General features: G+C 65.9%; 21 protein-coding genes. 12 read left to right on the top strand and 9 right to left on the bottom strand.

Translation table 11 applies throughout. From position 1 onward, the window contains the following. Positions 1 to 2: 2 nt before the first annotated feature. From B6V74_RS02690 to B6V74_RS02700, 3 genes are read right to left on the bottom strand one after another with little or no spacing between them, the layout of a single operon-like run. Positions 3 to 788, bottom strand: a complete 786-nt coding sequence (locus B6V74_RS02690) for a metal ABC transporter permease (protein ID WP_075776088.1) — start codon at positions 786 to 788, stop codon at positions 3 to 5. Continuing rightward, on the bottom strand, positions 781 to 1,581 hold the full coding sequence (locus tag B6V74_RS02695; protein WP_088721889.1) for a metal ABC transporter ATP-binding protein: 801 nt from the start codon (positions 1,579 to 1,581) through the stop codon (positions 781 to 783). The genes B6V74_RS02690 and B6V74_RS02695 overlap by 8 nt, the downstream gene beginning before the upstream one ends. Next, complete coding sequence (locus B6V74_RS02700) at positions 1,578 to 2,093, bottom strand: Fur family transcriptional regulator (RefSeq protein WP_088719023.1); 516 nt, start codon at positions 2,091 to 2,093, stop codon at positions 1,578 to 1,580. The genes B6V74_RS02695 and B6V74_RS02700 overlap by 4 nt, the downstream gene beginning before the upstream one ends. A gap of 85 nt (positions 2,094 to 2,178) precedes the next feature. On the opposite strand from B6V74_RS02700, the gene B6V74_RS02705 reads away from it, so the two are divergent. From B6V74_RS02705 to B6V74_RS02715, 3 genes are read left to right on the top strand one after another with little or no spacing between them, the layout of a single operon-like run. Then, positions 2,179 to 3,129, top strand: a complete 951-nt coding sequence (locus B6V74_RS02705) for a zinc ABC transporter substrate-binding protein (RefSeq protein WP_088721890.1) — start codon at positions 2,179 to 2,181, stop codon at positions 3,127 to 3,129. 32 nt (positions 3,130 to 3,161) lie between these two features. After that, positions 3,162 to 3,926 carry a 2-dehydro-3-deoxygalactonokinase gene (locus tag B6V74_RS02710; protein WP_088721891.1) on the top strand — a complete coding sequence of 255 codons (765 nt, stop codon included), beginning with the start codon at positions 3,162 to 3,164 and terminating at the stop codon, positions 3,924 to 3,926. A gap of 35 nt (positions 3,927 to 3,961) precedes the next feature. Beyond that, positions 3,962 to 4,492, top strand: coding sequence for a MarR family transcriptional regulator (locus B6V74_RS02715; RefSeq protein WP_075776093.1), 531 nt, complete (start codon positions 3,962 to 3,964; stop codon positions 4,490 to 4,492). A 34-nt stretch (positions 4,493 to 4,526) separates the two neighbouring features. Here B6V74_RS02715 and B6V74_RS02720 read toward each other — a convergent pair whose 3' ends face one another. Beyond that, the gene (locus B6V74_RS02720) at positions 4,527 to 6,170 is read right to left on the bottom strand and encodes a CTP synthase (protein WP_075776094.1); all 1,644 of its coding nucleotides are present in this window, start codon (positions 6,168 to 6,170) and stop codon (positions 4,527 to 4,529) included. 182 nt (positions 6,171 to 6,352) lie between these two features. Next, a complete protein-coding gene (gene secG / locus B6V74_RS02725) occupies positions 6,353 to 6,805 on the bottom strand; it encodes a preprotein translocase subunit SecG (protein ID WP_088721892.1) in 453 nt (150 codons plus the stop codon). Between the two features lie 292 nt (positions 6,806 to 7,097). Here secG and B6V74_RS02730 point away from each other — a divergent pair, with 292 nt between their 5' ends. From B6V74_RS02730 to B6V74_RS02740, 3 genes are read left to right on the top strand one after another with little or no spacing between them, the layout of a single operon-like run. Then, positions 7,098 to 8,393: an adenylosuccinate synthase gene (locus tag B6V74_RS02730; protein WP_075776096.1), complete on the top strand. Its 1,296-nt coding sequence runs from the start codon at positions 7,098 to 7,100 to the stop codon at positions 8,391 to 8,393. A 4-nt stretch (positions 8,394 to 8,397) separates the two neighbouring features. Further along, on the top strand, positions 8,398 to 8,637 hold the full coding sequence (locus B6V74_RS02735; RefSeq protein ID WP_088721893.1) for a DUF2842 domain-containing protein: 240 nt from the start codon (positions 8,398 to 8,400) through the stop codon (positions 8,635 to 8,637). A 42-nt stretch (positions 8,638 to 8,679) separates the two neighbouring features. Further along, positions 8,680 to 9,858: an amidohydrolase gene (locus tag B6V74_RS02740; RefSeq protein WP_088721894.1), complete on the top strand. Its 1,179-nt coding sequence runs from the start codon at positions 8,680 to 8,682 to the stop codon at positions 9,856 to 9,858. Positions 9,859 to 9,913: 55 nt separating this feature from the next. On the opposite strand, the gene B6V74_RS02745 is transcribed toward B6V74_RS02740, so the two are convergent. Beyond that, positions 9,914 to 12,670 carry a hypothetical protein gene (locus B6V74_RS02745; protein WP_088721895.1) on the bottom strand — a complete coding sequence of 919 codons (2,757 nt, stop codon included), beginning with the start codon at positions 12,668 to 12,670 and terminating at the stop codon, positions 9,914 to 9,916. 141 nt (positions 12,671 to 12,811) lie between these two features. On the opposite strand from B6V74_RS02745, the gene B6V74_RS02750 reads away from it, so the two are divergent. Then, complete coding sequence (locus B6V74_RS02750; protein WP_088722176.1) at positions 12,812 to 13,465, top strand: thiamine diphosphokinase; 654 nt, start codon at positions 12,812 to 12,814, stop codon at positions 13,463 to 13,465. Positions 13,466 to 13,471: 6 nt separating this feature from the next. On the opposite strand, the gene B6V74_RS02755 is transcribed toward B6V74_RS02750, so the two are convergent. Continuing rightward, on the bottom strand, positions 13,472 to 14,422 hold the full coding sequence (locus B6V74_RS02755) for a LysR family transcriptional regulator (RefSeq protein WP_075776100.1): 951 nt from the start codon (positions 14,420 to 14,422) through the stop codon (positions 13,472 to 13,474). 166 nt (positions 14,423 to 14,588) lie between these two features. On the opposite strand from B6V74_RS02755, the gene B6V74_RS02760 reads away from it, so the two are divergent. Next, a complete protein-coding gene (locus B6V74_RS02760) occupies positions 14,589 to 15,947 on the top strand; it encodes an aminotransferase (protein ID WP_088721896.1) in 1,359 nt (452 codons plus the stop codon). Between the two features lie 134 nt (positions 15,948 to 16,081). Beyond that, positions 16,082 to 16,579, top strand: a complete 498-nt coding sequence (locus B6V74_RS02765; protein ID WP_075776102.1) for a hypothetical protein — start codon at positions 16,082 to 16,084, stop codon at positions 16,577 to 16,579. Positions 16,580 to 16,682: 103 nt separating this feature from the next. Here the strand turns inward: B6V74_RS02765 and B6V74_RS02770 are convergent, their stop codons facing one another. Further along, positions 16,683 to 18,062 (bottom strand): DEAD/DEAH box helicase, encoded by a 1,380-nt coding sequence (locus B6V74_RS02770; protein WP_088721897.1) that lies wholly within the window; start codon positions 18,060 to 18,062, stop codon positions 16,683 to 16,685. Between the two features lie 460 nt (positions 18,063 to 18,522). Continuing rightward, positions 18,523 to 19,902: an L-serine ammonia-lyase gene (locus B6V74_RS02775; RefSeq protein ID WP_088719032.1), complete on the bottom strand. Its 1,380-nt coding sequence runs from the start codon at positions 19,900 to 19,902 to the stop codon at positions 18,523 to 18,525. A 149-nt stretch (positions 19,903 to 20,051) separates the two neighbouring features. Here B6V74_RS02775 and B6V74_RS19195 point away from each other — a divergent pair, with 149 nt between their 5' ends. The 3 genes from B6V74_RS19195 (at position 20,052) to gor (ending at position 22,510) form a co-directional block, all read left to right on the top strand. Beyond that, positions 20,052 to 20,174, top strand: coding sequence for a hypothetical protein (locus B6V74_RS19195; protein ID WP_255415015.1), 123 nt, complete (start codon positions 20,052 to 20,054; stop codon positions 20,172 to 20,174). Between the two features lie 58 nt (positions 20,175 to 20,232). After that, the gene (gene rpiA / locus B6V74_RS02780) at positions 20,233 to 21,018 is read left to right on the top strand and encodes a ribose-5-phosphate isomerase RpiA (RefSeq protein WP_075776105.1); all 786 of its coding nucleotides are present in this window, start codon (positions 20,233 to 20,235) and stop codon (positions 21,016 to 21,018) included. Between the two features lie 139 nt (positions 21,019 to 21,157). Then, positions 21,158 to 22,510, top strand: a complete 1,353-nt coding sequence (gene gor / locus B6V74_RS02785) for a glutathione-disulfide reductase (RefSeq protein ID WP_088721898.1) — start codon at positions 21,158 to 21,160, stop codon at positions 22,508 to 22,510. Positions 22,511 to 22,557 lie beyond the last annotated feature (47 nt).

Raw genomic sequence — 22,557 nt, forward strand, 5'->3', positions numbered from 1 at the left:
GCTTAGCGCGCGCGACGCAGCGGCAGGGACAGCACGAAAAGCACAGCGGAGGCCGCCACGATCGACGGACCCGCAGGCGTGTCGAACTGCAACGAGCCCCAAAGCCCGAGCAGCACCGAGGCGATCCCCACCCCGGTCGCGCCCGCCGCCATCGCCTCCGGCCCGCGCGCGAATTGCCGCGCCGTAGCTGCCGGGACGATCAACAGCGCCGCGATCAGAAGCGCACCGACGATCTTGATCGCCACCGCCACGGTCAGCGCCAGCGCGATGGTCAATGCCATCTGCTCGCGTCGCGGGTCGAGCCCCGAAGACATCGCCAGCTCGTCATTAATCGTCGCGGTCAGCAGCCCCTGCCAGCGCCATGCCAGCAGCGCTGCGACCACTGCGGCCCCGCCCCAGACCACGGCCAGATCGCTGCGCGACACGGCGAGTATGTCGCCGAACAGCCAAGCCGACAGATCGACCCGCAGCCCCGATTGCAGCGACGCCGCGACGAGGCCGAAGGCCAGCGCGGAATGGGCGAGCACCCCCAAGAGCGTGTCCATCGCATGGCCGCGCCCCGAGAGCCGCGCGACGGTGAGCGCCATCGCCAGCGCCACGCCAAGCGTGCCGAGATAGACCGAGATGCCGAAGGCGAAGCTAAGTGCCACGCCGAGGATCGCCGCATGGGCGGTCGCATCGCCGAAATAGGCCATGCGCCGCCACACAACGAAAGAGCCCAGAGGCCCGGTCGCGAAGGTCAGGCCGATCCCGGCCAATGCCGCGCGGAAAAGAAAATCGTCAAACATGCGCCTGCCCGTGCGTTTGAGTGCCGTCCTTCGCCGCGTCGTCGCCGTGATCGTGATCGTGGCTGCAGGTTGCGTGATCCGCATGTTCGCCATGATCGTGGCTGTGCTGATAGAGCGCGAAGGCCCCTTGCGTGCCCATCCCGAATAGCGCGCGGTATTCCGGCGCCTCGGCCACCACCTTCGGCGTCCCCTGACAGCAGACATGGCCGTTGAGGCAGATCACCCTGTCCGAGGCCGACATCACGACGTGCAGATCGTGACTGACCATCAGCACCGCGCAGCCGGTTTCCTGACGGACCTCCTCGATCAGCTTGTAGAACCCCGCCGTGCCGGGCTGGTCGAGCCCCTGCGTCGGCTCGTCGAGGATCAGGATCTGCGGCTCGGACAGCAGGGCGCGCGCCAGAAGCACACGTTGAAACTGCCCGCCCGAGAGCCGCGAAATCTGCCGCCCGCCGAGATGCGGGACGCCGGTGCGCTCCAAAGCGGCCTCGGCGCGGGCGTTCGAGACGCGCTTGGGTAGCGACAGGAACCGGCGCACGGTCAGCGGCAGGCTCGCATCGACATGCAGCTTTTGCGGGACGTAACCGATCCGCAGCCCGGCCTCACGGTTCACTTTGCCCCGCGCGGCACGCTCCAACCCAATCAGGGCGCGGATCAGCGTCGATTTCCCCGACCCGTTGGGCCCGACGACGGTAACGATCTCGCCGGAGGAAATCGTGAAGTCGACGCCGTGAAGCACCTCGACCTCGCCATGGCGCACGCTCAGACCCTGCGCCGTGATCAACTCGCTCATTGCGCCTCCTCGGCGGCGCAGTTGGGGCAGAGCCCCAGCGCCTCTACGGTGGCCCGCTCGACATGGAAATTCAACCGCTCGGCCGCGCCCTGCAACGCGTGACGCACCTCGTCGGCCCCTTCTTCGGGGCCGGCCTCGGCGACTTCGCCACAGTTGCGGCAGATCAGGAAAACCGGCGCATGTTTTTCGCCCGGGCTCATGCAGGCGGCGAAGGCGTTGAGGCGACGCACGCGATGCGCGAGACCGTGCTCGACAAGGAATTCCAGCGCGCGATAGGCGACGGGCGGCTGCTTGCCGTACCCATCCGCCGCGAGCCGGTCGAGCACTTCGTAGGCCCCCATAGCCCGATGTTCTTCCAGCAGTATTTCCAGTGCACGCTTACGCACAGGAGTCAGCCGCGCGCCCTTTTCGGCGGCGACAGCCTCGGCGCGCGCCAGCGTCGCGCCGGCGCATCGGCTGTGGTCATGCGGCGTGAAAGCCTTTGCGGAAGAGGTCGAAGAACCCACGAGCATGTTACCTTATCACATTTCTTCTTGACGAGTGATTTTATAACATACATTTTCCGCCCCTCAGATCAAGCTGGACAGGAGACATCAGATGCGCCCCACCCTTCCCGTTCTCGTGAGCGCCCTTGCCGCACTGCCCGCCCTCGCCCAAGCCGAGGCGCCCAGTGTCGTGACCGATGTTCCGCCGGTGCAGTCACTCGTCGCGCAGGTGATGGGCGATCTGGGGCAGCCGGAGGTTCTGCTCGGCCAGAATTCCGACGCGCATCACTATCAACTGAAGCCCAGCCAGGCGCGCGATCTGCAAGACGCGGACCTCGTCTTCTGGGTCGGCCCGCGGCTGACGCCGTGGCTCGAACGCGCGATCGACGGCGTGGGAGTGAAGGGCCAGTCGGTCGAATTGCTTCACGCGCCCGGCACGACCCTGCGCAGCTTCTCGGTGCCGGACCCGCATGATCACAGCGTCGACGCCGACGCGGATCACGCCGAGGCCGGGAATGGGGACCACGCCGAAGTCGACCAGATGACCGATCCGCATGCTTGGCTTGACCCCGACAATGCGAAGCTCTGGCTCGGTCTGATCGCCGAAGACCTCTCCAAGGCCGATCCCGAACATGCCGAGACCTACGCGGCCAACGCTGAAGCCGCGCAAGCGCGGATCGAGACGCTCGACGCCAAGCTCAAGGCCGAGTTCGCGCCGGTCGCGGACAAGCCTTTCCTCGTCTATCACGCGGCGTACGGCTATCTCGCCGATCATTACGGCCTGACCATCATAGGCGCGCTTTCCCCAAGCGATGCCTCCACCCCGGGGGCCGCCCATCTGGTGAGCCTGCGCGAAGAGGCGTCGGCCAAGGAAGCCGTCTGCGCCTTCCCTGAAGCGAACCACGACCCGAAAATGGTCGAAATCCTCGTCGATGGGACGCCGGTGAGGCTCGGCAAGTCGCTCGATCCTTCCGGCACCGCGCTGACCTATGGCCCCGGTCTCTATGAGGACCTGATGCAAGGAATGGCGGACACGATCACCGCCTGCCTGTCGCAGGGTTGATCCCGCACCACCTCCATGCGATCTGATGCGCCATGGCTGATTGGATCGCACTCACGGAAGAATTCGGGCGCTGGCGCGCCGCACGTGTGTCGGACGGGGCGGTGACCGACCGCAAAACCGGGCCCGCCGCGCGCCCGCTCTTGCCTGAAGGGGCTGCTGCCATCGTGGCGGCCTCCACTGCAGGCCCTGACCTTCGCGCGCTTCCCTGCACGCCTCGCCCCGACGGAGCGCTGCCGCTAACCGAGATCGGCGGGCAAAGCCACCCCGCCCTGCCCGGCCTCATCCAAGACAGCGACGGCACCGAGATCACGGCCCCCGAGGCCGCCCGAATCGCCGGTATCCTCGCAGGCATCCCGCAATTCGATGGCGTGATCTGGATTTGCGGCGCAAGCGCGATCTGGGCGCATATCTCGGCGGGCGAAGTCGTCAGCGCGATGCGCGCAGGCTCCGCCGCGATGCTGGCCGCGCTCGGCGCACCGCTCGAAGCCGGCGACGGGTTCGACGCAGCTCTCGCCGATACGCTTTCGCGCCCCGAACGCCTCGCCCGCGAATTGGCCCCGCTCAGCCTTGGACGCCACACCCCGCGCGCCGCCGGCGCCGTGCTGGGCGCGGAACTCGCCGCGGCGAAACCGTGGTGGCTGGGCCAGACCGTGCTGGCGCTGTCCTCCGCCTCCGCCCCCGGCTGGTCGGAAATTTGCGCCCGTGGCTTGCAAGCGCAGGGCGCGCAGGTCACTTTGGGCGACGGAGAGGCCGCGCTGATCGCGGGACTGTCCGCGGCGCGCCGGCCCGGCGCGTAACCCGGCGGCGGAGACAGGCGGCAGAGGATGAATGCATGAGTGATACCGAACTGCCCGAAGCCTTCGCCGAACTCGCCCCCCGTTTCGGATTTTCCCGCCCCGCCGGCCGCTGCCTCGGCGCGATCTGGCGCGCGGCTCAAGCGCCCTCGGCCGACGATCTGGTGGCGCAGCTTGGGTTGTCGCGCTCCAACGTCTCGACCGCGTTGAAGGAATTGCGCGATGCGGGCCTCGTGCAGGCGGCCCGGTCCCCTGGCTCGCGCAAGGATTACTTCGTCGCCCCGACCGAGCCGTGGGAACTGGCGCGGCTGATGCTGGCCGAGCGCGAACGTCGCGTGATCGGCCCCGCACGTGATCACCTATCCGCCCTCGAGGCCCGCAGCGCCGACCCGCGGGCGGCGGCCTTGTGTGAACTCCTCGACGCGGCCTCGGGCTATATACAGGCGCTGATCCGCCTCGATCCGACCGAACTGGCCCGGCATATCGACCCCGCACGCGGCGGCGGTCAGACCGGGAAACCCGCACCGAAAACCTCCAAGAAGAAAAAGAAAAAAGCCGCGCAGGGATAGGCGCGGCTTTCTCGATTTCAGGGGGAAGCCGGGATCACACCAACCGGCTCTGATCCAACGCGGCCTTGATGAAGCCCGCGAACAGCGGATGCGGAGCGAAGGGCTTCGATTTCAGCTCGGGATGGAACTGCACGCCGATGAACCACGGGTGATCCTTGTGCTCGACGATCTCGGGCAGGCGGCCATCGGGCGACATGCCGGAGAAGGTCATCCCGCATTTCTCCAACGGCTCGCGATACTTGATGTCGACCTCATAGCGGTGGCGGTGACGCTCCTCGATATCGGTCGCGCCATAGACCTCGGCGACCTTCGAGCCCTCCTTCAGCGCCGCCGTGTAGGCGCCCAGGCGCATGGTGCCGCCCTTGTCGTCGGTGACCTTGCGCTCGACCCTGTGGTTGCCCTGCACCCATTCCTTGAGGTGATAGACGACCGGGGTGAAGCGCTTCTTGCCCGCCTCGTGATCGAACTCTTCCGAGCCCGCATCATTGACGCCCGCGAGGTTCCGCGCGGCCTCGATGACGGCCATCTGCATACCCAGACAGATGCCCAGGTAAGGAACGCCCTTTTCGCGCGCGAATTGGGCGGCGCGGATCTTGCCCTCGGTGCCGCGCTCACCGAAGCCACCGGGCACAAGGATCGCGTGGTAGTTTTCCAGATAAGGTGCCGGATCTTCGTTCTCGAAAATCTCGGCGTCGATCCATTCGGCCTTCACGCGCACCCGGTTCGCCATCCCGCCATGGGTCAGCGCCTCGGCGATCGACTTGTAGGCGTCTTCGAGCTGAACGTATTTGCCCACGATCGCGACGCGCACCTCGCCCTCGGCATGATCGAGACGGTCCATCACGTCTTCCCAGCGGCTCAGCTCCGGCTTCGGCGCGGGAGAGATGCCGAACGCGTCAAGCACCGCCTGATCGAGACCGACGCGGTGATAGGCCAGCGGCGCCTCGTAGATCGACTTGAGATCGTAGGCGGGGATCACCGCCTCGGGGCGCACGTTACAGAACAGCGCGATCTTGCCGCGCTCCTTGTCGGGGATCGGCTGCTCCGAGCGGCAGACCAGCACGTCGGGCTGGAGGCCGATAGAGCGCAGTTCCTTGACCGAGTGCTGCGTCGGCTTGGTCTTCAGCTCGCCGGACGCCGCCAGATAGGGCAGCAGCGTGAGATGCATGAAGATCACCTGACCGCGCGGTCGGTCCTGGCTGAACTGACGGATCGCTTCGAAGAAGGGTAGACCTTCGATATCGCCCACCGTGCCGCCGATCTCGCACAGCATGAAATCGACCTCGTCATCGCCGACATCGAGGAAATCCTTGATCTCGTTGGTCACGTGCGGGATCACCTGGATCGTCTTGCCCAGATACTCCCCGCGGCGCTCCTTCTCGAGAACGTTGGTGTAGATCCGCCCCGAGGAGATCGAGTCGGTCTTGCGGGCCGACACCCCGGTGAATCGTTCGTAGTGACCAAGGTCGAGATCGGTCTCCGCCCCGTCATCGGTGACGAAAACCTCGCCATGCTCGAACGGGCTCATCGTGCCCGGATCAACGTTCAGATAGGGATCGAGCTTGCGCAGCCGAACCGAAAAGCCGCGTGCTTGCAGCAATGCCCCCAGGGCGGCGGATGCCAAACCCTTTCCGAGCGACGAGACGACGCCGCCGGTAATGAAGACATAACGTGCCATGAAGACCCCCGTGATCTGCGAAATTCGAATGGTTTCCCTGCCCCAAGAGGGCCAGGATCACGGGATTTAATGCTTACACGATTCGCGGCCTGCCCGCAACCAGACCGCAAGCTATTGAGTTTGGACAGGACGCACCCGCAAGTTTTTGTGGGTGCGAACCGATGGTTGACTGAAGTGACGGCTTAGTTGGCGGCGGGCGGCGTGACCGGACCGCTTTGCGTATCCGTCGTGGTTTCGCCCGCGTTTCCGCCGCTCGAGGCGTCCGAACCGCTGGCAGGCGGCGGCATCACCACGTCGAGCGAGGGCGTCGAACCGGTCGTGTCATTGGCCGGCGCGGTATCCGCCGGCGCGCTTTGCTGGGGCGCAGCGGTGTCGACCACCGAGCCGGTGCCCGCTTTCTGCGCGGCCAGAACCGTCAGCGTCACCGAGGTCGCGAAGAAGCCGGCGGCCAGAACCCAGGTCACGCGGGTCAGCGCATTGGCGGCCTGCCGACCGGTCATCAACCCGCCTACGCCACCGCCGGAGCTGTTGGACGACCCCATGCCGAGACCACCCCCTTCGGAGCGTTGCAGGAGCACCACGCCAATCAGCAGCAGCGCGAGGATCAGGTGGATCGAGAGAACGACGTTTTCCATGAACGGGTCCGGGCCTTCTTTCTTGCGACGCGCCTATCTAGGCGGATGAGGCTGAGGGCGCAAGGCCGCATAGGCGGATTTTCGGCTTTCGCGGGGTCAAATCGGCCCACGCCCGGCCTTCACGCGCGCTTTGACTTTCGTATTGGCCCAAATATCCCCGCCGGAGGCTCCTGCGCTGCCCGCCTGCGCGCGGCGTATGGATAGAGCGATCGCCTCTCGCAAATGCGGTCTTTCGCCCCGCGCGCTCAGCCGCTATACCTCGCGCGGTTTTACACCTGCCAAGGAGAGAGCAATGGCCAATGTCGTCGTCGTCGGCGCCCAATGGGGTGACGAGGGGAAAGGCAAGATCGTGGACTGGCTCAGCGAGCGCGCGGACGTGATCGCGCGGTTTCAGGGCGGTCATAACGCGGGCCATACGCTCGTGATCGACGGCAAGGTATACAAGCTCAACGCACTGCCTTCGGGCGTGGTGCGGGGCGGCAAACTCTCGGTGATCGGCAACGGCGTCGTGCTCGACCCGTTCCACCTGCTCGCCGAGATCGAGAAGATCCGCGACCAGGGGGTGGAGATCACCCCCGAGACGCTGATGATCGCGGAGAACACCCCGCTGATCCTGCCGATTCACGGCGAGCTCGACCGCGCCCGCGAGGAAGCGGCCTCGAAAGGCACCAAGATCGGCACCACCGGCCGCGGTATCGGCCCGGCCTACGAAGACAAGGTGGGTCGCCGTTCGGTCCGCGTGGCCGATCTCGCCGATGACGCGACGCTGGAGGCCCGCGTCGACCGCGCGCTGCAGCACCACGATCCGTTGCGCAAGGGGCTCGGTATCGAAGCGATCGACCGCGACGCGCTGATTGCCAAGCTCAAGGAAGTCGCCCCCGAGATCCTCAAATACGCGGCCCCCGTCTGGAAAGTGCTCAACGAGCAGCGCAAGCAGGGCAAGCGTATCCTCTTCGAAGGCGCCCAGGGCTCGCTGTTGGATATCGACTTCGGCACTTACCCCTTCGTGACTTCGTCGAACGTGGTTGCAGGTCAGGCTGCGGCCGGCACCGGCATGGGCCCGGGCGCGATCGATTTCGTGCTCGGGATCGTCAAGGCCTACACCACCCGTGTAGGCGAAGGCCCCTTCCCGACCGAGCTGGACGACGAGGACGGCAACCGCCTCGGCACGCGCGGCCATGAATTCGGCACCGTCACGGGCCGCAAGCGTCGCTGCGGCTGGTTCGACGCGGCCCTAGTGCGTCAGACCTGCGCGATCTCGGGCGTGAACGGCATCGCGCTGACCAAGCTCGACGTGCTCGACGGGTTCGAAACGATCAAAATCTGCACCGGCTACGAACTCGATGGCGAGAAGCTCGACTATCTGCCAACCGCCGCGGAAGAGCAAAAGCGCTGCATCCCCGTCTATGAAGAGATCGAAGGCTGGGCCGAATCGACCGAAGGCGCGCGCAGCTGGGCCGATCTTCCGGCCGCCGCGATCAAATATGTTCGCCGGATCGAGGAGCTGATCGACTGCCCGGTCGCGATGCTTTCGACCTCGCCCGAGCGCGACGACACGATCCTCGTGACCGACCCCTTCGCGGATTGATCCAATGGCGCTGAGCTACAAGGCCCGTCGCCGCCTCTCGCTTCTGGCCCTCGTCGTGGGGTTGCCCGCCTATGTCGTCGTCGCCGTCACGGTGGTGAACTGGGCGGGCGCGCGCTGGGGGCGGCTGCCGATCTGGGCGGAGTTCTGCGTCTATGTCGTGCTCGGCCTGCTTTGGATCGCGCCGCTCAAGCCGATTTTCAAAGGTGTCGGCAAGGACGATCCGGATGATCCACCGCGCGAGTGACACCCTCTGGCGGGCGCGCCGGAAAACGGGCAGGTTAGCCTCATGACCAGCGCGCCTTCCCCCCTCCCGCCCGATAGCCTAACCAATTCCGACATCACGGAATTGACCGCGTGGCGGCATCGTCTGCATCAGGATCCCGAGCTTTCGGGCGAGGAACGCGACACCGCCGCGCGGGTCGTCGCGATGCTGCTGCCAACCGCACCCGACCGGACGCTGACCGAGCTTGGCGGGCACGGGGTCGCCGCAATCTACGACGGCGCGGAGCCCGGACCCACAATCCTCTTGCGCTGCGAACTGGACGCGCTGCCGATCCATGAGACCGGCGCCCCGCCCTACCGCTCCAACTTTCCCGGCAAAGGGCATCTGTGCGGCCATGACGGGCATATGGCGATTCTCGCGGGAGTCGCACGCTGGCTGTCGCGCAATCGTCCCGCCCGTGGCCGCGCGGTCTTGCTGTTCCAACCGGCCGAAGAGACCGGCGCAGGGGCTGCAGCCGTGATTGCCGATCCGCGCTTTGTCGAGATCGCGCCCGACCTGTCCTTCGCCTTGCACAACATGCCGGGTGTCCCTCTCGGAACGGCGGCGCTGCAGGACGGGGTAATGAACTGCGCCTCGCGCGGCATGAAGATCACGCTCACCGGCTGGACCGCTCATGCTTCGTTACCAGAAAGCGGTCGTTCCCCTGCCCCGGCACTGGCCCGGCTGCTGACCGATCTAACGGCGCTCGGCAACGCGTTGCACCAAAGCGATCCCGATTTCGCGCGCGTCACCGTCACCCATGCGCGGCTCGGTGAGCCTGCCTTCGGCGTCGCCCCCGGCGCGGCGGAGCTTTGGGCGACCCTGCGCACCCAGCGCGATGCGGGGATGGCGGGGCTAGTCGACAAGGCCGAGGCGATGGTGCGTGACGCCGCCGATGCGCTCGGGCTGGAGCGCGAGATCACCTATCATGATATCTTTCGCCATTGCGAAAACGCCCCCGAAGCGAATGGCATCCTGCGGGGGGCGCTTCAGGCCGAGGGGATCGAGACCACCGAGACCGATCTACCGATGCGCGCCTCCGAGGATTTCGGTCGTTTTGCCGATCACGGACCCGCGGCGATGGCGCTTCTGGGCGCGGGCGACCGCCCGGCCCTGCACAATCCCGATTACGACTTTCCCGACGAGTTGATCGCCCCCGGCGCGCGCGTGCTGATCCAATGCCTGCGCGCACGGCTCTATTGATCCAATAAGAAAGGGCGGCCCCGAAGGACCGCCCTTTTCTGATCTTTCGCCGGGGTTACTGCCCCGAGGCCATCTTCGCCTCGTCCCAGTAGCGCGAGGCTTCGGTAATCGCGTATTGGCCGCGCTTCACCTTGGTGATCTTGCCCTGACGCAGCAGACGCCCGAAGACACGCATCCGCTCCTCGCGCGGCACATCAACCGCATCGTCCATGAAGGACAGCTTGCGCATGATCTGCGGCGGCGAGAAATGCGGACGCCCTTCGACGGCCGAGGTATAGGCCGCAGCGGCTTCCAGCAGATCGGAGAGACCCTGCGTACCAAGGCTTTCGGCGAATTCGGCGAAGCTCGTCGCCTGCTCGGGGTTCATCGGCATGGCTTCGGCCTCGTCCGCTCCGCCAGCGGCGAACTGACTTGCCGAGACACGGCGCGGGCGGATCGCGGCGGTGGGCTGAGGCGCGGGCTGCTCATCGGCGGCTTCTTCTTCCGCATCGACGCGCTGTTCCGAGACCAGTACCAGCGGCGCCGGTCGCATTGGTTCGGGGCGACGCGAACCCGTCTCGCCCGAGCTGACCGGGCGACGCGGGCGCACGGCTTGGGTCAGGTCGGCACGATAGGGCTCGGACCCGTCCTCGTCCTCGACGCCGCCTTTCGCGGTGTCCTGCCCCTTGGCCAGACGATCCGCGACGGTCGCAGCCACGGCGGCCTTGAGATGCGCGATCGCGGAGAAGCGGCGGCGCGTCTCGACACCTTCGGCCTGCTTGTCGGCCTCGGCGAGGAGGCGATCCATCTCCGCTTCGCGGTCGGTCTCTCTTTCGGAAAGCGACGCGACCTCGCGCGCGGCAACCTCGGTCGGGGCCTGCGCTTCTTCCGTGTCTTCCGCGTCTGCGGTCCCGGTGGCTTCGGTTTCTTCCGATGCCTCGGCAGCGAAAGTGTCGGCGCGGGTATCTTCCTCCGCTTCCGCCATGGCGTCATCTTCCGACATCGCCTCGACCTCGGCTTCCTCGGCCTCGATGATCGTGTTGCCCAGAACCAGCACGTCCTGCGCGTCGAGCGACGCGGTCTCCATGTGTGCCTCAGGCGTTTCCGCTTCGGGCGCCTCGGCCTCGTCCTGCGTCAGAACCAGCGGGGCGTCGACCGACTCGTCTTCCAGTTCGGACAGGTCGATTTCCGGCATCGCGTCGTCTTCGGCCACTTCGCCCTGCGCGACGGCCTCTTGCGGAGCCTCGTCGTCGGTCTCGATCTCGGACCCGGTGAAGAGGTTCTCCATCTGCAGTGCCGCGAGCTCGCGCATGAGATCGGCTTCGGCTTCCGGCGACAGGCCGCCAGGCACACGGCTGCCGTGATCGGCATCGTCCCGGGCGCGTGGCTGCTCTGCCTTCGGCGCCGGGCCTGCCTCCGACGAGGCGTCGCCCAGTTCCGCAGCCAGTCGCGCGGCGAGGTCGTCATCCTCCGCTTCTGCTTCCAGCTCTGCCTCGGTTTCCACCTCCTGCTCGGCCTCTGCGGCGACTTCAGGCTGTTCTTGCGCCGCATCGGCCTCGGCTTCGACCTGCGCCTCGGCCGGGGTCGCCTGATCTTCCTGGACTTCGGTGGTGGCAACTTCGGCGGTGGCACCGTCTTCGGTCTGCTCCGAACCCTCGTCAGTAGCGGCCGATGCTGCTTCCGCAGACTCGATGGTTTCGCGGCGGCGCACCTTGATCACGCGGGCACGCAAGCGCGGCGTGGCGGGTGCGTCGACCGGCGTTTCGGTGTCGAGGGTGACATCTGCCGAGGCCGCCTCGGCGCTGTCCTCGGATTGATCGGCGTCGGTCTCTTCGGTCGCGCCGAGTTCGTCCGCAGCGGCCTTGAGCGCCGCGATGCGTTTGGCACGCTTGGCCGAACGGCGCGCGCGGCGGGTCGCCTGACGGCGCTGCATCTGATCGTCGCTCGTGTTGAAGTCCGTGTCGGCTTCCTCGTCTTCGTCTTCGTCCGCGTCAGCCTCATCCTGCTCGGCGACGGACTCTTCGGCTTCAGCCGCTTCGATGCCTTCCGCGGCCTGTTCGAGCGCGACCTCTGCCGCTTCTTCTGCCACGTCTTCTTCGGGCATCTCGGCGTCGGGCTGCGAAGGCTCGGAGGCTTCGGGTTCGATTTCCTCGGCGCTCAGCGGGCCGGAGATGTCAAGGTCGTAGCCGAAATCCTCGGCTTCGCTCGACGGTTCAGCCTCGAAGCGGCCCAGAAGCGCCTCGGGGGCGGAAACGGGTTCGTCTTCCTCGGAGAAGCTGTCGGCCTGAACCTCGCGAGCACGGGCGACGGCTTCGCGGATACGCTGCAGCTTAGCGGCAACGGTTTCCGGCTGCGCGAAGCCTGCTTCGGGCTCGGCGTGCTGCGCCGCAACCTCGGCTTCGGGCTGCTCTGCGACCGGTTCGGGCGCTGCCACCGGCTCGGGCGTCTCGGCGACCTCCGGCTGCGCGGGCGTTTCGGCGGCAGGCGCGGCTTCTTGCGGCGCTTCCGACGTCACAAGCGGCTCTTCCTGAGCGGGCGCGGGCGCCTCGTCGGCTGCAGCCTCGCCACCCAGGAGCGTGTCTTGCTGGCGCAGCACGACGCCGTTTTCCTGAATTTTTGCCTCGACCCGGCGCTGAATCTCCCGCTCCGCGATACGGTGAAGCATCTCCGCATCGGGTTGGGGCGGCTCTGCGCCGAAATACCGGTCGTCGGCGGCCAGATCGCGGAAATACTCCGCAATCGCCTTCATCGTGTTGAAAGGCTCGTCAAATCCTTCCAAGGTGCACGAAAAGGTGCCGTAGGATACGGTCAGGATCTTGCTCGCACCAACCATGGACCACTCGCTTTCTATTGGACCTCAATGCGTCGACATTCCTGTCCAACTGGTTCTTTCGCGTGGACGAAAGAAGGCATTTGAAAGGTTTTTTACCGGTCTCGATTGTCTTTCTTTGCCACAATCGTCATCAATCAATCCATGATTAGCAGTATTGTCCATTCGTCAACCGGGGTTTCGCTTCTCGGCGCCGGCGCGATCAAACAGGCGGATGTTGACGAAGCGTTGACAATCGCCCCCTGCCTCGTGGCCGCCGATGGTGGCGGAGATCGCGCGCTGGCGATGGGCCTGACCCCGAAAGCGGTGATCGGCGATCTGGATTCTCTGTCGGATGCGGCACGGGCATCGCTGGGCCCACGCGTCCATCAGGTGGCCGAGCAGGACAGCACCGATTTCGCGAAGTCCCTGCAACGGATCGAGGCACCGTTCATCCTCGCGCTCGGTTTCACGGGGATGCGGCTGGATCACACGCTGGCCGCGATGACCGACCTGATCCGCACGCCGCATCGGGTGGTGATGCTTGCTGAGGAGGAGGTGATCTTCCGCTGCCCTCCGTCGCTCTCGCTCGATCTGGCGGAAGGCACGCGCGTATCACTGTTTCCTTTCGGCGAGGTAAAGGCGCGCTCGGAAGGGCTCCATTGGCCGCTCGACGGGATCGGCTTTACCCCCGCCGAGCGGGTCGGCACCTCGAACCGCGCGACGGGCTCCGTGAGGATCGTGATGGACGGCCCGGCACTGATGATGCTGCCGCGCGAGGAATTCGCTGCCGCGCTGGCCGGTTTGGGGATCGGCTGAGCCGCCCTAGCCCGCCTCGACCCGCAACGTCTCCTCCAGCCACGGCGCTTCCGCCAGAGCCGGTTCGACCACGCGTTCTTGCAGCAGCGTCCGCAGTCGGCCCGCCACTTTCGCAGGCCAATCCGCCATCATCCCGTCGCGCGCCGCCAGCACGATCCGCCGGGTCAAAGGCGGCCCGTCGAGCGGCGAGAGCGCCAGCCCCGCGCGCGGCGCATGGCGCACCGCCGAAGGCGTGAGGATCGTCCAACCCCGCCCCGCCGCGACCAGCGCAAGGATCGCTGGGTAGCTGTCGAGTTCCAGTTGATGCGGCGGAGCCTTGCCCGTTTGCGCGAGATGCGTGGCGATCTGTCGGCCCATCAGCGTGCGCTGGGAATAGTGGATCAGCGGCAGCGGCGGATCGCTCTGCGCAGGCGCATCGGCGGGATGGATGGCGAGGAACGGTTCCGTCAGAAGCGGATGCAGCTCGATCCCGTCGAGCGCGGCGCCCTGCGGCTCGGCGGCGACGGCGACATCCAGACCGCGCGCTTCGAGCTTCGACAGCAGGCGGTGGCTCGGCCCGGTTTCCAGCTCGAATCGGCAGGTGCTGAGCTCATCCGCCATCCCCGCCAGCAGAAGCGGCGTCACCTCGGCCTCGAAATCCTCGATCATGCCCAGCCGGAAACTCGTGAGCCCCGCCGGATCGGCTTGGCCCACCCCGGCGCGGCCCCGCGCCAATTCGTCCAACATCGCCTCGGCATGCGGCAGGAAGGCCCGCCCGGCAGCCGTCAGCGCGAACGGCCGGGCCGAACGGTCCACAAGCTCCGCGCCCAAAGCGCTTTCCAGACCTGCGAGTTGCTGGCTGACCGCCGAGGCCGAAACGCCGAGGCGGCGCGCGGCGGCGGTAGTCGCGCCTTCCTCTGCCGTGGCCACGAAGACCTCGACCGCCCAGAGGCTGATGCGGGGATGGGCGGCGGGCATGGGAGGCTCCGTGATCGGGGAGGCGATAAGTCTTGCCGCGCAGACTGCCCTGCCCCGCCCCGGTGCGCAAGCCGCGCGCAACCATGGGACATCGTAGAGCATTGACGCCGACCGCGCCGCGGATAGCCTCGCTTCCATCCATCGCCCATCCCGGAGGAGTCGCGAGATGAAAGACCAAAGCTGGCAGGCCCGCGCCGATGCGCATAGCTTCTACGGTTTCACCGATCTGCCCACGATCCATGACCGGGGCGCGGTCGTCGTGACCCATGGCGAGGGGCCGTACATCTTCGACACCGAGGGGCGGAAATATCTCGATGCGAATTCCGGGCTCTGGAACATGGTCGCCGGGTTCGACCATCCCGGGCTGATCGCGGCGGCGCAGGCGCAATATGCGCGCTTCCCGGGCTATCACGCTTTCTTCGGGCGGATGTCGGACCAGACGGTGATGCTGTCCGAGAAGCTGATCGAGGTCTCGCCTTTCGGCGACGGCAAGGTGTTCTACACCAATTCCGGCTCCGAGGCGAATGACACGATGGTCAAGATGCTGTGGTTCCTGCACGCCGCCGAGGGCAAGCCGCAGAAGCGCAAGATCCTGACCCGCAAGAACGCCTATCACGGGGTCACGGCGGTCTCGGCCTCGATGACGGGCAAGCCCTATAATTCGGTCTTCGGCCTGCCGCTGCCGGGGTTTCTGCATCTCACCTGCCCGCATTACTGGCGCGAGGGACATGAGGGCGAGACGGAGGAGCAATTCACCCAGCGCCTCGCGAACGAGTTGGAAGCGACGATCATCAAGGAAGGCGCGGAGACGATCGCGGGCTTCTTCGCCGAGCCGGTGATGGGCGCGGGCGGGGTGATCACGCCGCCGAAGGGCTATTTCCAGGCGGTCGCGAAGATTCTCAAGAAATACGACATCCCGCTGATCTCGGACGAGGTGATCTGCGGCTTCGGGCGCACCGGCAGCACATGGGGCTGCGAAACCTATGACTTCCAGCCCGACGCAATAATCTCGTCGAAAAACCTCACCGCCGGGTTCTTCCCGATGGGTGCGGTGATCCTCGGCCCGGAACTGTCAGCCCGCCTGCAAGCCGCCTCCGAGGCGATCGAGGAATTCCCTCACGGATTCACCGCCTCGGGCCACCCGGTCGGTTGCGCGATCGCATTGAAAGCGATCGACGTGGTGATGAACGAGGGGCTGGCCGAGAACGTACGCCGCCTGAGCCCGCGACTGGAAGAGGGCCTCGCCCAGATCGCGCAAAACCCCAATATCGGCGAACTGCGCGGCGTGGGCTACATGTGGGCGCTGGAAGCGGTGAAGGACCGCGAGAGCAAGACGCCTTTCGACGGGTCGCTCTCGGTCTCGGAACGCATCGCCAATGCCTGCACCGATCAGGGGCTGATCTGCCGACCGCTCGGGCAATCGGTGGTGCTGTGTCCGCCTTTCATCCTGACCGAGCCGCAGATGGACGAGATGTTCGAGAAGCTGGAGAGGGCGCTGAAGAAGGTGTTTGCGGAGGTGGGGTGAGCCTCCAAGCCGCGAGAACACCAGTTCTCCCGTTAGCCGCCCCGGCACATAACTCGGCCCAACTAACGAAAATTATGCTATCATTACCTTGCCCTTATGGGGCGAGGTAGATTGCGTTGGTCGGAGGAACGCGCATGAGCCGTCTTCTCAGAGTACTTTCCTGCGCCGCCCTGATTGCTCTCGGTGCGCTCTCGCCATCCCACGCCGCCGATAGCATCGGCAATGTCGGGAAGTGGAGCGTTTTCGAAGAGAGAAACGGAACCATCAAGACCTGCTGGGTCGCGACCGCGAATGATCGGCGCATTCTGCTGAATGGCTCGCTTCTCTACGTCGCGGTTACGAAGCATTCGGGGAGGCAACCGGAGGTGTCCGTTTATGCCGACCGACGGCTGCCGCGCTCTGGCGGAATGACCATCACCATCGGGCAGAGCAAATTCCGTCTGCGTTCGACCGGACAATATGCCTGGGTGGATGAACGGACCGACAAGCTTGCGATCAACGCGCTAAAACGAGTCGAGGCGGCAGGCGGGAAGGCGAATTTCTACGTTTCCATTCCGAAAGTGGGCGTTTTCGATTTTTCTGCAAACGGCTTCGCCGCGGCGTTAGACATCACATTGAAGCGATGCAGGTGAAGGCAGTGGATGCGTTTCGGTTGGATCGTTCGGACGCGCCTCACATAGACCGGACGGTCGAACTGAAACGGGCCGCATCTTGCGATGCGGCCCGGTGTCAATTTCATGCAGCGCCTGCGTTGCGCCGACGCGGGCGACGCCGCTTCGGCGTAGCGTTGCCGCCGGCGTCGACCTTGGGCTTGGCTTCCGCGCGCGGTTTCGAGCGCGCTTGGGCCTGAGCTTGACCCTGGCCTTGCCCCTGCCCCTGCGGTTTGTCCTGGGGCTTGCCGCCGCGACCCTTGTTGCCGCCGGAGCGCGGACCGCTGCGACCGCGGCCACGACCTGCGCGCGCGGAGGGGCGCACGGCCTCGGACGGGCGTTCGCCGCTCGCGGTCGGGATCTCGATCTTCATCAGCTTTTCGATCTGCAGGAAGTTATCCGCCTCGTCCGGCGAGCAGAAGGCAATCGCCTCGCCCTCGCGACCGGCGCGCGCGGTGCGCCCGATACGGTGGACATAGGCATCCGGCACGTCCGGCAGGTCGAAGTTCACGACATAGGACACGCCCGGAATGTCGATCCCGCGCGCGGCCACATCGGTCGCGACCAGCACGTTGACCTTGCCATCGCGGAAGCCCTTGATCGCGCGGTCACGCTGGCCTTGTGATTTGTTGCCGTGGATCGATTCCGCGTTGTAGCCGTCTGCGCGGAGGCTCTTCATCAGCTTTTCCGCGCCATGCTTGGTGCGGGCGAAGACGAGCGTCAGCGCGCCCATGTCGGCCGAGAGAATATCGCGCAGCTTGCGGGCCTTCTCGGCCTTGCTGTCGAGGAAGTGCACCGATTGGGTGATCTTGTCGGCGGCCTTGCCGGGGGGCGAGACCTGCACACGCTTCGGATCGGTGAGGTAGGCCTGCGAGATCTCCTCCATCTGCTTCGGCATCGTGGCCGAGAACAGCAGCGTCTGGCGCGGGGTGCCAAGGCGCGATGCGATCTTGCGAAGCGCGTGGATGAAACCGAGGTCGAGCATCTGGTCGGCCTCGTCGAGCACCAGATGGCGGGTGTAGCGCAGGTCGACCGCGCCGCGATCCATAAGGTCGATCAGACGGCCCGGGGTCGCGACGAGAATGTCGTTGCCGCGATGCATCATGGTGATCTGACGGTTGATCGACTGGCCGCCGACGACGGTGGCGACATTCATCTTGGTACCCTGAACGAGCCCCGAGAGGTTGTCGGCGATCTGGTTCACCAGTTCGCGGGTCGGCGCGAGGATCAGCGCCTTGCAGGTCTTGGGCGAAGGTTTGCCCGGCTGCGCCATCAGTTTGTCGATGAGCGGCAGGCCGAATGCCAGCGTCTTGCCGGTGCCGGTCTGGGCGAGGCCCAGCACGTCATGGCCCGCAAGAACCAGCGGAATCGCCTTTTCCTGAATCGGGGTCGGCTGGGTGAATTTTGCGCGTGCGAGCGACTTGAGAATGGCCGGGGAGAGCCCCAGCGAAGAGAAATCGGACAATGCCTATCCTTTATGGCCGAGGCTCCCACGCGGGGATACGCACGGCGATCAGCCCGGACGGGAGTGTCCGGAGCGCAGGTTGACGCAGACCTCGGGACAGGCGGGCTAGTCCCGCGTGGTCCGGTCTCGCGTGTCAGAACCCTGCGTGAATGGGAACTCGGGAGGTATCGCCGGTGCGCCTCTCTCGGGCGCGGCTTGCTCACGCGGCAGCGCGGCGATGTGGGCTAAATGCGCGTGATGGCGCTAAAAGTCAAGGGGGAGCGTGTTTTGGTGGCTTCCCTCGAAGTGATGGCCCGCCCGGGCGACCATCCCGGGCCGCGCCCGACCGCCCCCCAGGGCGCTTTCGCGCAACCTGCGCGCGCTCGGTCTTGGGGAGAAATGGCACGATTAAGTACCCGCCACCTATCGCGTGAGCGCCCACCCGCGATCGGGCGAGGCCCTCAGCACGGATAATGCATCCTCAGCAGTTCGGCACGTTCACCGCTAGCCCACCCAGGCTCGTTTCCTTGTAATGCTCGTGCATGTCGCGGCCCGTCTGGCGCATCGTTTCGATCGCCGCGTCCAGCGGCACGAAATGCGTGCCGTCTCCGCGCAGCGCCAGCGAAGCCGCCGACACCGCTTTGATCGCGCCCAGACCGTTGCGCTCGATACAGGGCACCTGCACCAGCCCCTTTACCGGATCGCAGGTCATGCCGAGGTGGTGCTCCAGCGCGATTTCGGCCGCGTTCTCGATCTGCTCAGGCGTGCCTCCCAGCACGGCGGCCAGTCCCGCCGCCGCCATCGCCGCCGCCGAACCGACTTCGGCCTGACAGCCGCATTCGGCGCCCGAGATCGACGCGTTGGTCTTGATCAGCCCGCCGACCGCCGCCGCGGTCAGCAGGAAATCGGGGATTTTCGCGGAGGATGCGGAAGGCACATGATCGAGCCAGTAGCGGATCACCGAAGGCAGCACACCCGCCGCTCCGTTCGTAGGTGCAGTGACGACCTGCCCGCCGGCGGCATTTTCCTCGTTCACCGCCATCGCATAGGCCGAGATCCAGTCGTTGATCTGATGCGGCGGAGCGAGGTTCTGGCCCCAATCCGCCTTCAGGCTCTCATGGATCGCCTTGGCACGGCGCTTGACCCGCAACCCGCCTGGCAATTCGCCCTCGCTCGTCAATCCGCGCTCCATGCAATCGCGCATCGTGACCCAGATTTTCGAGAGACCCTCGTCGATCTCCTTCGGACCACGGAAGCGCGCCTCGTTGCGCCGCTTCATCTGCGCGATGCTCAGCCCGGAGGCATGGGCCATCGCCAGCATTTCCTCGGCGGTCTTGAAGGGAAACGGCACCGGGCTCGGCGCGTCGCGGGCCGCATCGTCGACCGCGGCCAGTTCGGCTTCTGTGCGCACGAAGCCACCGCCGATCGAGTAATAGACCTCGTGCATCAACACGTCGCCCTGCGCGTCGCGCGCCTCGATCACCATGCCGTTGGCGTGGCCGGGCAGCGACGTGTCGTAGTCGAAGATCAGATCGGCCTCGGGGTCGAAGGCCAGCGGCGGCAATCCGTCAGGCTTCAACAGGTGATCGCGCGCATTCGCGGCCAGCAATTTCTCGGCCAGATCGTTATCGTAGCTCTCGGGCACAACGCCCGCGAGCCCGAGGATCGCCGCGCGGTCCGTCGCATGGCCCTTGCCGGTAAAGGCGAGCGAGCCGTGCAGCCGTACCCGCACCCCATGCGCGGTGAAGGGTGAGGCCCGGAGCGCGTCGAGAAACCGCGCGCCCGCCACCATCGGCCCCATCGTATGCGACGAGGACGGCCCGACGCCGATCTTGAAGATGTCGAATACGCTCAGAAACATGCGACCTCCCTGCCCTGATTTAGGCCCAGACTGCCGGTTTCGCCCGCCGACCAACAGCCCCAAAACGACCCCGTCACGCGCAAAAGCAACATCGTTGACGCGACATGGAGGAGTTTCGCGCAACCTGACGGGCGAAAGGACGCTCGGCAATGACCACGCCTTCGCGGTTCAGGCACGGCACCGACTCCCGATCCGATGCCGCGCGGCTGATGGCGGGCGGGATGCGACAATTCCTCCTGCGCTTAGCACGGATCGACAAAGCCCTCGCCTGAACGCCCCGGATTGCCTATAAGCGTCGGCAACTCAGACTGCCCATGAATGGAGTGCCAAATGGCTGCCGACCTCTCCCCGATCGACAAGGCGAAATTCGCCGCCGCCCGCCGTGCCGTTGACTTCGTCGAAGACGGGATGCGCGTGGGCCTCGGCACCGGCTCGACCGCCGCTTGGATGGTACGCTGCCTTGGCGAGCGTATTCGCGATGAAGGCCTGCAACTGATCGGGGTGCCCACCTCGACCCGCACCGCCGATCTCGCGCGTCAGGTCGGCATCAAGGTCGTGGCCCTCGACGAGGCGAAATGGCTCGACATCACGATCGACGGGGCGGACGAATTCGACCCCGACCTGAACCTGGTGAAGGGTGGCGGCGGCGCGCTGCTGCAGGAGAAGATCGTCGCCACCGCGTCGGACCAGATGATCGTCATCACCGACGCCTCCAAGGAAGTGAACCATCTGGGCGCCTTCCCCTTGCCCGTCGAGGTCGTCCCCTTCGGCTGGCAGGTCACCCGCGCGCTGATCGAGGAGCTGCTGGACTCGATGGATGTAATGGGCCGCCAGACTTCACTGCGCCTGAACGGTCAGCAGCCCTTCGTGACCGACGAGGGCAATTATATCGTCGATCTGCATCTCAACCGCATCGGCAACCCGCGTCAGCTGGCGCTGGTGCTGAACCAGATTCCCGGCGTCGTCGAGAACGGCCTCTTCATCGACATCTGCGACAAGGTCATCATCGGCGGCACCGACGGCAAGGTCGAGATCCGCGACATCAATGAGGGCACGGTCGCCAACGAGACCATCGAGTTCGCCGAGGACGAGAATATCTTCCGCGACATGGATTGATCCGCGCGGCGCGCGCCCGGGGATGCAAAGCTGCGCCGCATCCCCGTTCCGCGCGCCTCCCCCTCCCTCCCCCGCCTTGCTCCTGAGCGCATGGACCGCTAAGCCAATGCGCAAGGACCACAAGGAAGGAAGGCCTCCCATGAGCTTCGACTATGATCTCTTCGTCATCGGCGGCGGCTCGGGCGGGGTGCGAGCGGCCCGGATTTCCGCCGGTCACGGTGCGCGCGTCGCGCTGGCCGAGGAATACCGGATGGGCGGCACCTGCGTCATTCGCGGCTGCGTCCCGAAGAAACTGATGGTCTTCGCCTCCACCGCGCCGGCGGCCATCGAGGAGGCGCGCGCCTATGGCTGGAGCGCCGATGCAGGTCAATTCGACTGGCCCGGGTTCCGCGGCAAGCTGGATGCGGAGCTCGACCGGCTCGAAGCGATCTACCGCCGGGGACAGGAAAACGCGGGCGTGAAGGTCTTTGACCAGCGCGCGACGGTTTCGGGCCCGCATGAGGTCACGCTGGCCGATGGCACGAAGATCACCACCAAGCACATCCTCGTCGCGGTCGGCGGACGGCCCTTCGTACCCGAGTTCCCGGGCTGCGACCTGGTGATGACTTCGAACGACATCTTCAAGCTCGACACCTTGCCTGAGCGCATCCTGATCGTCGGCGGCGGTTATATCGCCTGTGAATTCGCCTGCATCCTCAACGGATTGGGCGTGCACGTCACGCAATACAACCGCTCGCCGCTGCTGCGCGGCTTCGACGGCGAGGCACGCGACCTGATCGTCGACCAGATGCAGGCGAGCGGCATCGAAATTCACACCCATGTCGTCATCACCGAGATCGAGAAGACCGAGAACTGCCTGAAAGTGACCTGCGGCGACGGGCGCGAGGACGAGTTCGACGCGGTGCTCTACGCGACGGGTCGCACGCCGAACACCGAGGGGCTCGGCCTCGAAGCAGCAGGCGTGGAACTGGGCGAGCGCGGCGAGGTCATGGTCGACCAATGGTCGCAGACCAACGTGCCCTCGATCTTCGCCGTGGGCGATGTGACCGACCGCATCAACCTGACCCCGGTCGCGATCCGCGAGGGCCACGCTTTCGCCGATACCGTCTTCGGCGCGAACGCCCGGCGCTCGGACCACGAACTGGTCGCCTCCGCCGTCTTCACCCAGCCCGAATTCGGCACCGTCGGCATCACCGAGGAAGAGGCCGAGGAGCGCGGCAATGCCGAGGTCTACGTCTCCAGCTTCCGGCCGATGCGCTCGAGCTTTGCGGGGTCCGACGCGCGTGTGTTGATGAAACTGATCGTGTGTCGCGAAACGCGCCGCGTGCTGGGTTGCCATATCGTCGCGCCCGAAGCGGGCGAATTGATCCAGATGGTCGGCATCGCCGTCAAGATGGGGGCGACCAAGGAACAGTTCGACGCGACCTGCGCGGTCCACCCGACGATGGGCGAAGAGCTCGTGACCATGCGGAACCCGGTAAGACATTATTGAAATCACGGAAAAGATACCCAACTGTCCGAGAAGATAACGGAAAGGTG

This window comes from Thioclava sp. F42-5 (assembly GCF_002213195.1).
GTDB classification, from domain to species: Bacteria; Pseudomonadota; Alphaproteobacteria; order Rhodobacterales; family Rhodobacteraceae; genus Thioclava; species Thioclava nitratireducens.

Excerpts from the sequence above, each read along its gene's own strand:
- B6V74_RS02695 (WP_088721889.1), bottom strand. The coding sequence starts at position 1,581 with ATGAGCGAGTTGATCACGGCGCAGGGTCTGAGCGTGCGCCATGGCGAG.
- rpiA (WP_075776105.1), top strand. The coding sequence starts at position 20,233 with ATGGCTGCCGACCTCTCCCCGATCGACAAGGCGAAATTCGCCGCCGCC.
- B6V74_RS02750 (WP_088722176.1), top strand. The coding sequence starts at position 12,812 with ATGATTAGCAGTATTGTCCATTCGTCAACCGGGGTTTCGCTTCTCGGC.
- B6V74_RS02765 (WP_075776102.1), top strand. The coding sequence starts at position 16,082 with ATGAGCCGTCTTCTCAGAGTACTTTCCTGCGCCGCCCTGATTGCTCTC.
- B6V74_RS02745 (WP_088721895.1), bottom strand. The coding sequence starts at position 12,670 with ATGGTTGGTGCGAGCAAGATCCTGACCGTATCCTACGGCACCTTTTCG.
- B6V74_RS19195 (WP_255415015.1), top strand. The coding sequence starts at position 20,052 with ATGACCACGCCTTCGCGGTTCAGGCACGGCACCGACTCCCGATCCGAT.
- B6V74_RS02720 (WP_075776094.1), bottom strand. The coding sequence starts at position 6,170 with ATGGCACGTTATGTCTTCATTACCGGCGGCGTCGTCTCGTCGCTCGGA.
- B6V74_RS02775 (WP_088719032.1), bottom strand. The coding sequence starts at position 19,902 with ATGTTTCTGAGCGTATTCGACATCTTCAAGATCGGCGTCGGGCCGTCC.
- secG (WP_088721892.1), bottom strand. The coding sequence starts at position 6,805 with ATGGAAAACGTCGTTCTCTCGATCCACCTGATCCTCGCGCTGCTGCTG.
- B6V74_RS02710 (WP_088721891.1), top strand. The coding sequence starts at position 3,162 with ATGGCTGATTGGATCGCACTCACGGAAGAATTCGGGCGCTGGCGCGCC.
- B6V74_RS02730 (WP_075776096.1), top strand. The coding sequence starts at position 7,098 with ATGGCCAATGTCGTCGTCGTCGGCGCCCAATGGGGTGACGAGGGGAAA.
- B6V74_RS02760 (WP_088721896.1), top strand. The coding sequence starts at position 14,589 with ATGAAAGACCAAAGCTGGCAGGCCCGCGCCGATGCGCATAGCTTCTAC.
- B6V74_RS02700 (WP_088719023.1), bottom strand. The coding sequence starts at position 2,093 with ATGCTCGTGGGTTCTTCGACCTCTTCCGCAAAGGCTTTCACGCCGCAT.
- B6V74_RS02755 (WP_075776100.1), bottom strand. The coding sequence starts at position 14,422 with ATGCCCGCCGCCCATCCCCGCATCAGCCTCTGGGCGGTCGAGGTCTTC.
- B6V74_RS02715 (WP_075776093.1), top strand. The coding sequence starts at position 3,962 with ATGAGTGATACCGAACTGCCCGAAGCCTTCGCCGAACTCGCCCCCCGT.
- gor (WP_088721898.1), top strand. The coding sequence starts at position 21,158 with ATGAGCTTCGACTATGATCTCTTCGTCATCGGCGGCGGCTCGGGCGGG.
- B6V74_RS02705 (WP_088721890.1), top strand. The coding sequence starts at position 2,179 with ATGCGCCCCACCCTTCCCGTTCTCGTGAGCGCCCTTGCCGCACTGCCC.
- B6V74_RS02690 (WP_075776088.1), bottom strand. The coding sequence starts at position 788 with ATGTTTGACGATTTTCTTTTCCGCGCGGCATTGGCCGGGATCGGCCTG.
- B6V74_RS02735 (WP_088721893.1), top strand. The coding sequence starts at position 8,398 with ATGGCGCTGAGCTACAAGGCCCGTCGCCGCCTCTCGCTTCTGGCCCTC.
- B6V74_RS02740 (WP_088721894.1), top strand. The coding sequence starts at position 8,680 with ATGACCAGCGCGCCTTCCCCCCTCCCGCCCGATAGCCTAACCAATTCC.